Below are 8,820 nucleotides of genomic sequence, written 5' to 3' on the forward strand. Positions count from 1 at the left end.
ATTATTTATTTTTTTATCATTATTAATATGTTATTCTTTTAAATGATCAAGGACCAATAATAAACTGTATGCTTAAAAGCATACCATATTTAAGTTTTAAAATAAAAAAAAGTGGCCGGAGCCACTTTTACAATTCAATATTTTTTTAATTCAGGTAGAACTCATATTTGTTGAGGAGCTGAATTTCTTTGATGAGGTCACCATTGAGATCAACCGAATGTTTCATCGATTGGACTTCCAGATGCTCGACCTGCGAGTCATCATCCATATGCTTGATATAGAATTTTATTTTCTGGTTTCCCTGATTTTTCTCCAGTACCTTCTGGAAAAAACTGAGGTCTTCCGGCCGGAAATCCATCACATCCATTACCAGGGAAATGCTCTTGGCAAATCTTTCAAATGCTTCCTGCAGTTCAATTACTTCATTTACATTTACGAAGACCCGCCCGTCTTTTACCTGGGCAAACTTGATTTTAAAAATAACGAAACGCTGCACTTCAAGCTTTTCCTTCAGCTTCATATAATCCCGGTCTCCCAACCTGAAAGAATAGGACCCGGAATAGTCTTCCAGTGTTACAAAAGCTACTTTCTCACCGCTTCTGAAGCCGTCTTTCACAACATATTCCGTAATCAGGCCTGCAACGGTATATTCTTTTCCGCCACCGCCGTTTTCGCGTTCTTTCTGTATCGTTTTCCAGTCTTTTTTCTTTTCCTCAAATAATTCTTCCTGTTTATTGGCAAAAGCCTGTTCTTTATAGGCATCCACCTCATCAAGGTTCAGGAACTGGAATACGCCTTTCGGCTCTGCTTTTTTGGTTACTTCTTCAATGATTTCCTCCCCTGTCAGCAATTCATCGGAAACAATTTCCACCAAGTCTGCTACATCTTCAGGGGTCTCCTGTTCAAGAACCGGAGCTTCATCCGTTACCAGCTTTACCTCTTCTTCTTTTTCAAGAACCGCTTTTTTGGAAAGCTGTCCCTGCATAAACCGGTAGTGATACCTGAATTCATCCAGCGGATGCGCAGAGAGGTAAAATCCTATAATTTCTTTTTCTTTATTCAGCTTGTGCATATTGGGCCATTCCGGGCAAGGAGGCAATTTCGGCTGTTCAATCTGAACCTCTTCCGCAAAGTCTGCAAAAAGAGAGTTTTCCATTTCATGCTTGCTTTCCTGAAAGCTCTGCCCATACCTGATAAGCCTTTCCAGATTGGTTCTTCCCGCCATATCAATATCGAAATACTGGCCTCGGTGGAAAGAATCCAGTTCGTCAAAAGCTCCTGCCAGTACCAAACTTTCCGCTACCCTCTTATTCATCTGTGAAGGCTGGATCCTCTCAAAGAAATCATAGATATTCTTGAATCTTCCGTTTGCTCTTTCGCGGGTAATCGCTTCACTCGGGCCCTCCCCGATTCCTTTAATCGCTCCGAGGCCGAAACGGATCTGCCCTTTTTCATTTACGGAAAACTTGTATTGGGATTCATTTACGTCCGGCCCCAGAACATCAACACCGATACTTTTACAGTCTTCCATGAACATGGTGATGGATTCGGTATTGTTAATGTTGTTGCTCATTACACTCGCCATATATTCTGCCGGGTAATTGGCTTTCAGAAAAGCAGTCTGATAGGCAATCAGGGCATAACAGGTGGAGTGGGATTTGTTGAAAGCGTATTCTGCAAAAGCTTTCCAGTCATTCCAGATTTTTTCCAGCCGTTCTTCATTCAGGTTATTTTTCCTTCCTCCTTCAATGAATTTCGGGTACATTTTATTCAGAACGTCAATCTGCTTTTTACCCATCGCTTTTCTCAGCGTATCGGCTTCACCTTTTGTAAAGTTGGCCAGCTTCTGGGAAAGAAGCATTACCTGCTCCTGATACACGGTAATCCCGTAGGTTTCCTTTAAATATTCTTCGGTTTCCGGTAAATCGTAGACAATTTCCTCAATCCCGTGTTTCCTGTTGATAAAGTTAGGGATATATTTAATCGGGCCCGGACGATACAGGGCATTCATGGCAATAAGATCGGCAAAAACAGTGGGTTTAAGCTCTCTCATATATTTCTGCATCCCCGGGCTTTCATACTGGAAAATCCCGATGGTCCTTCCCTCTTTGAACAGCTGATAGGTCTTCGCGTCTTCAAGCCCTATTTCATCAGGGTCAATATCAACTCCATGCCGCTGCTTAACCAATTTCAGGGCATCTTTAATAATTGTAAGCGTTCTGAGGCCCAGGAAGTCCATTTTCAGAAGACCGGCACTTTCTGCCACCGAGTTATCAAACTGCGAGACAAGAATATCCGCATCTTTTGCTGCGATGGTTACAGGCACCAGGTTACTTACATCTTCCGGCGTAATAATGACCCCACAGGCATGAATCCCGGTATTCCGGATGCATCCTTCCATTTTCTTTGCACTCGCCAGTACATCATGGCGCGGATCTGAAGGACTGCTCAGGACCGATCTCATCTCATCAACAAGCATCTGGTCTTCCGGCCTTAATTTATCATATTTTGAAAGGGCTTTCGCAATATTCATTCCCGGTGTGGAAGGAATCAGCTTGGCAATATTGTTGGTATCGGGAATAGGCAGATCCAGAACCCTTCCGGCATCTTTAATGGCAGATTTCCCACCCAGCACGGAATAGGTAATAATCTGGGCTACCTGATTTTTACCGTATTTATCAACAACCCATTTAATAATTTTATCCCTTCCTTCATCATCAAAGTCGATATCAATATCCGGCATCGAAACCCTTTCCGGGTTCAGGAAACGCTCAAAAAGGAGGTCATATTTAATCGGGTCTACATTGGTAATCCCGATACAGTAGGCTACTGCGGAACCTGCCGCGGAACCCCTTCCGGGGCCTACCCACACTCCCATGTTCCGGGCTTCATTGCAGAAATCCTGAACGATAAGGAAGTACCCCGGATATCCGGTATTGGCAATAACTTCCAGCTCGAAATCGAGACGCTCTTTAATTTCACCGGTAATTCCGGTGTCTGCATATCTTTTTTTTGCACCTTCATATGTTAAATGGGTCAGATAAGCCATTTCACCACGTTTTCCACCATCTACATCATCTTCAGTGTGGATAAATTCTGAAGGAATATCGAATTTCGGCAGTAAAACATCCCTTTTTAACGTGTAAGGCTTAAATTTCGCCGTAAATTCTTCGTATGCATCAAAAGCATCGGGATATGCTAAAAACGCTTCCTTGATTTCATCGGAATTCTTGATATAATATTCTCCCGTTGCCAGGCCACGCCTTTTTCCGAAACCTTTTCCGACCGGTGTTGTTAATTTCTCACCGTCTTTGATACAGCTTACGATATCCTGGATATTGGAATCGTCTTTATTGGTATAAAAAGTTTCGTTCTGCGCTAAAATTTTAACGTTATATTTATCGGCAAAGTGTAGTAAAACATCATTTAAATGCTCTTCTTCGGGCAGCTTGTGATTCTGAATCTGAACATAAAAATCATCTTCAAAAGTATCTTTCCACCATTTGAAAAGCTCCTCCCCTTTCTGTTCACCGGTATTTAAAACAGCATCCGGGATATCCCCGTGGATTCCTGAAGTCAATGCAATAATCCCTTCCTTATATTGGGCAATCAGATCGCGGCTTATCCTGGGAACGCCGAAGTAGAACCCTTTTAAGAACCCGATACTTGAAAGCTTTGCCAGGTTTTTATACCCGTTAAAATCTTTCGCCAGCAGAACCACCTGCGTCCTTCTGTCCGGATCATCTTTGGTAAACTGTTTCTGCTCGTAACGGTCTGAAATATAAAATTCACAGCCTACAACAGGAATCAGCGGTTCTGAAACCGGCTCTTCTTCACTGAATGGCTCCCCTTTTTCTTCAGCTTCCTGTTTTTTAGCGAGATATTCCTTATGTTTTTTAGCCCTGTCGCTGTTGGCACCCTCTACTGCTGAAACGAACTTAAAGGCTCCCATCATATTTCCGAGGTCTACCATTCCGACAGCAGGGAAATGATCATCCGAAGCTTTTTTAATCAGGTCATTGATGCTTGAAGTAGCGGATAAGGTTGAAAAAACACTGTGGTTATTGAAATTGAAATATTTTCCGAGATCAATATCATCAATACTTCCTACATCGGCCTGTTTTTTCTTACTGTTGAAATCCGCAACCTGCTTTCTGATCACAATATTGAACGGCTTTATCGGATCCGGGTACAGCGTTTTGAAATACGCAAGCTGATCTTCCGAAGTCTTTAACACCTCAGCAGGAATAATCCCAATCCTCATCATTTCAAAGAATACCTGAGCCGTTGCATTTACGTCGGCCGCTGCATTATGCGCTTCATCAAACTTATGACCGTATAATTTTTCGTACAGTTCTTCCAGTTTCGGAGGTTTGAACCTTCCGCCACGGCCGCCGCCGAGCTGACAGAAATCCGTACCGAGAACCATGGTGTCTGCTTTCGGTTTTTCCTGAAGGTTGTCTTTTATATTTTTACGGTAGAATTCGGCTCCCACAATATTGTAATCAAACTCAACATTGTGCCCTGAAACCACCCTTACATTTTCTAATACTTTGGCAAATTCATTTAAAATTTCTTCGAGGTCACGGCCTTCTTCATTGGCAATCTTTGTGGTGATCCCGTGAATTCTCGCTGCGTTAAAGGGAATGTCATACCCTTCCGGCTTTATAATATAATCCTGGTTTTCAATTAACGTTCCGTCATCATCATGCAACTGCCACGCAATCTGCACCATTCTTGGCCAGTTGTCTGAGTCTGAAAGCGGAGCGTTGAAATTCTTTGGTAACCCTGTGGTTTCTGTGTCAAAAACTAAATACATGTAATTTTTTCCAGCTTTTAAAGTAAAAAGAGAATGTAAAGTTACTTCAATTTTTTGTCTTTTGAAATTAGTTTTTATAAATCTCTCTGAATGACAGTGTATATATCTGATAAGGACAAATAAGACTGAACCTTCAAAATAAAAGCATAATAGGATATAAACCATTCTGTTACATGAAAATACTAACAATTGTTAGTATTTTATTTTTTTGTTTATCTTTGCTTTCTATGGAAAATACCCTTCACGAAAAAGTTTCTCAGGATGTTCTGCTTAAGGCTTACAACCATATGATGCTTGCCAAGGCAATGGCAGACATTTACGAAGAAAACAGAAATGTTACCAAATATGTTCATAGTACTTCAAGAGGCCATGAGGCCATTCAACTGGCTACCGCATACCAGCTGAAAAAAGAAGACTGGGTTTCCCCTTATTACCGGGATGAAAGCATTCTTTTGGGGATAGGTTTTGAGCCTTACCAACTGATGCTGCAGCTGCTTGCAAAAGCCGATGACCCTTTTTCAGGAGGAAGATCTTATTACTCCCATCCTTCCAGCAGGGACGAAAATAAACCTAAAATCATTCACCAGAGTTCCGCAACAGGAATGCAGACCATCCCGACAACGGGTGTTGCACAGGGAATCAAATATATTCAGGACTTTGAATTACAGCAGTTTGAAAACAACCCTGTTGTGGTATGCAGCCTTGGAGACAATTCCGTAACGGAAGGTGAAGTGAGTGAAGCACTTCAGTTCGCAGCCCTGCACCAGCTTCCGATTATTTTCCTGGTTCAGGACAACGAATGGGGAATTTCCGTAACGAAAGAAGAAGCCAGAACCTGTGATGCCTATGATTTCGTTGCAGGATTTACCGGACTGAGCAGAATGAGAGTGGACGGCACCGATTTCGTGGAAAGTTTTGAGGTGATGAAAAAAGCGGTTGATTTTGTACGAAGCGAAAGAAAACCATTGGTAGTCTGTGCCAAAACGGTACTGATCGGCCATCACACTTCCGGAGTGCGGAGGGAATTCTACAGGGATGAAGAAGATTTAACCAAACACAGGGCAAAAGACCCGGGAGAAATATTGAGGAATTACCTGCTTGATGCCGGTACTGATGAAGAACTTTTAAAACAGATCACCAAAAAGGCCCGCCTGGAAGCCGAAGAAGCTTTTGAAAGAGCCCAGAAAGCGGAAGATCCGAAGCCTGAGACGGTAATGCAGCATATCTTTGCCCCCACTCCGATTACAGAGGAAACGGGAACCCGCGAGCCGGAAGGCGGAGAAAAAATTGTAATGGTGGATGCCGCCATTCATGCCATTCAGGAGATTATGTGGAAGCATCCGGAAGCATTGCTTTACGGACAGGACGTAGGAGAAAGAATCGGCGGGGTGTTCCGTGAAACCGTGACTTTAGGAAAGAAATTCGGGAGCAAAAGGGTATTCAATACAGCTATTCAGGAAGCCTATATCATCGGCTCTACAACAGGGATGAGCGCTGTTGGTTTAAAACCGATTGTTGAAGTACAGTTTGCAGATTACATCTATCCGGGTATCAACCAGCTGATTACGGAAATTTCAAAATCAAGTTATTTAAGCCAGGGGAAATTCCCGGTAAGCAATATCATCCGTGTACCGATCGGAGCCTACGGCGGCGGCGGGCCTTACCACAGCGGAAGCGTTGAAAGTATTCTGGCAAATATCAAAGGAATCAAAATCGCGTATCCAAGTAACGCAGCCGATTTCAAAGGTCTGTTAAAAGCAGCCTATTACGATCCGAACCCGGTGGTGATGTTAGAACATAAAGGCCTGTACTGGAGTAAGGTTCCGGGAACCGAAGATGCCAAAACAATAGAACCGGCAGAAGATTATATTTTACCTTTCGGAAAAGGGAAAGTAATTATTGAAGCGGACAAAGAAGAAACCGAAAAAGGCCGGACTTTACTGGTAGTAACATACGGAATGGGCGTTTACTGGGCGAAAGAAGCTGCAAAAAACTTTAGCGGAAGAATTGAAGTAATTGACCTGAGAACCATAATCCCTCTGGATGAAGAACTGGTTTTCGAAAGGGTAAAAGCCCACGGTAAATGTATCGTCTTGACAGAGGAACAGCTGAATAATTCTTTTGCAGAAGCTTTTGCCCACAGAATTTCTAAAAACTGCTTCCGGTATCTTGATGCTCCGGTTGAGACCATGGGGTCGCTTGATACACCGGCCGTCCCGATCAACCTGGTCCTGGAAAAAGAAATGCTTCCGAATGCCGAAAAGCTCGCGAAGAAAATTGAACAGATGCTTACACAGTAATCAATATACAGCCTCCGGATATCCCGGAGGTTTTTTATACACTGTTTTTGTTGAAGCATATTTTTTTGATACCACATCCTGTCTTGGTATTTGTTTTGCTTATCCATTCGTTGACCTTAGCCGTCAACACAGCCTATTCATGATTACAACGAGATACATTAATGCCAAGCAGATCCTGAATCTATCAGGTAAGCACCTTATTATTATAACGATCTGGTGTACCCTTATCGCACTGGTTTTTTATTTCCTGGACTGGCAGTGGATGATTATTCCCTGGGTTCCGGTGGCACTTATCGGTACTGCCGAAGCATTCCTGGTAGGTTTTAAAAACAATCAGGCTTATGACCGTTTATGGGAAGCCCGGAAAATATGGGGCGGAATCGTGAATTCCAGCCGGTCTTTTGCCGCTATGGTATATGCTTTTAATACGGATGTTGAAGAGACCAACATGCCTGACATTGAAGATAAAAGGAGAAAAATCATATGCCGCCATATTGCATGGCTGTATGCCTTCCGCGAGCAGCTTTTGGTGCCTACCGAATGGGAACATATCAAAGCTGAGGAAACCGACCAATTCAAGAATATCGACCACAAACGGAACAGGCTGATCAAAGCAGGATTCCCGGATTATACAAGAACCCCGATCTTCCTTAATAAATACCTTTCTGAAGAAGAGGCAGAACTTCAGTCTACCTACAAAAATTTTGCGACCTACCTGATTTCTCAGCAGGCAAAGGATATCAATGAGCTGAAGAACGACAAAATAATTTCAGAATTCAACCAGCTTCAGTTACAGACGTGCCTGAATGAGTTCTACGGCTATCAGGGCCAGGCGGAAAGAATTAAAAAATTCCCTTCTCCAAGGCAGTTTGCCAGTACCGCGTTTATATTCAATATCCTGTTCATTATGCTGCTTCCGTTAGGACTGGTAAGTGAATTTGCCAAGCTTGGTGACTGGGGTGTCTGGGTAAGCATTCCATTCTGTATCATCGTCGGGTGGATTTACATTATCATGGAGCTTGTAGGGGATTATTCTGAAAACCCTTTTGCGGGATTAATGTTTGACGTTCCGATGCTTTCCATTTGCCGGACCATTGAAATCGACCTTCTGCAGATGGCCGGCGAAACGGATCTTCCGGACCCGATTGCCTCTAAAAACGGAGTCCTGGTATAATTACAGAACAATTGCCGTTGTATTCTTAACTTCAGAGATCATAAATGAGCTGTGGGTACTGGCAATATGCTCTAATGTGGTGAGTTTGGTCAGCATGAAATTACGGTAATCCGGCATATCCCTGACTCCTATTTTGAGAATATAGTCGTAGTCTCCGCTTACATGAAAACATTCCGTAACTTCATCAAGCGTCATGATTTCTTTTTCAAACCGGAGCACATGCTGCTTTTTATGCTGTGTAAGTTTTACATGGCACAGCACAATAAAATCCCTGTTGATTTTTTGCCGGTCTAAAAGTGCTACATATTTTGAAATTACACCGGTATTTTCCATTTTCCTGATGCGTTCATAAACGGCAGTTACGGACAGCCCGAGCTTATAGGACAGCTCTTTTGTGGTCTGCTTTGAATCTTCCTGTAAAAAAAGCAGCAATTTTTTATCAATTTCATCAAAGTTCATAGATAAATTTTTGTTAAAAGTTTATGATTATCAAATATATAAAACTTTTTTTCTACTAAATTAAAATA

At 42.5% G+C, this 8,820-nt stretch carries 4 protein-coding genes; 2 read left to right on the forward strand and 2 right to left on the reverse strand.

Features of this window, described 5'->3' with window-relative positions:
* Window positions 1-145: 145 nt before the first annotated feature.
* Window positions 146-4,819, reverse strand: coding sequence for a DNA polymerase III subunit alpha (dnaE, locus tag ASE55_RS01980; protein WP_056214819.1), 4,674 nt, complete (start codon window positions 4,817-4,819; stop codon window positions 146-148).
* A 227-nt stretch (window positions 4,820-5,046) separates the two neighbouring features.
* On the opposite strand from dnaE, the gene ASE55_RS01985 reads away from it, so the two are divergent.
* Both ASE55_RS01985 and ASE55_RS01990 read left to right on the forward strand, forming a co-directional pair.
* The gene (locus ASE55_RS01985) at window positions 5,047-7,119 is read left to right on the forward strand and encodes a thiamine pyrophosphate-dependent enzyme (RefSeq protein WP_056214822.1); all 2,073 of its coding nucleotides are present in this window, start codon (window positions 5,047-5,049) and stop codon (window positions 7,117-7,119) included.
* Between the two features lie 139 nt (window positions 7,120-7,258).
* The gene (locus tag ASE55_RS01990; RefSeq protein WP_056214825.1) at window positions 7,259-8,293 is read left to right on the forward strand and encodes a bestrophin family protein; all 1,035 of its coding nucleotides are present in this window, start codon (window positions 7,259-7,261) and stop codon (window positions 8,291-8,293) included.
* Here the strand turns inward: ASE55_RS01990 and ASE55_RS01995 are convergent, their stop codons facing one another.
* On the reverse strand, window positions 8,294-8,752 hold the full coding sequence (locus tag ASE55_RS01995) for an Lrp/AsnC family transcriptional regulator (protein WP_056214828.1): 459 nt from the start codon (window positions 8,750-8,752) through the stop codon (window positions 8,294-8,296).
* Window positions 8,753-8,820 lie beyond the last annotated feature (68 nt).

Source organism: Chryseobacterium sp. Leaf201, from assembly GCF_001421435.1.
Lineage (GTDB): Bacteria > Bacteroidota > Bacteroidia > Flavobacteriales > Weeksellaceae > Chryseobacterium.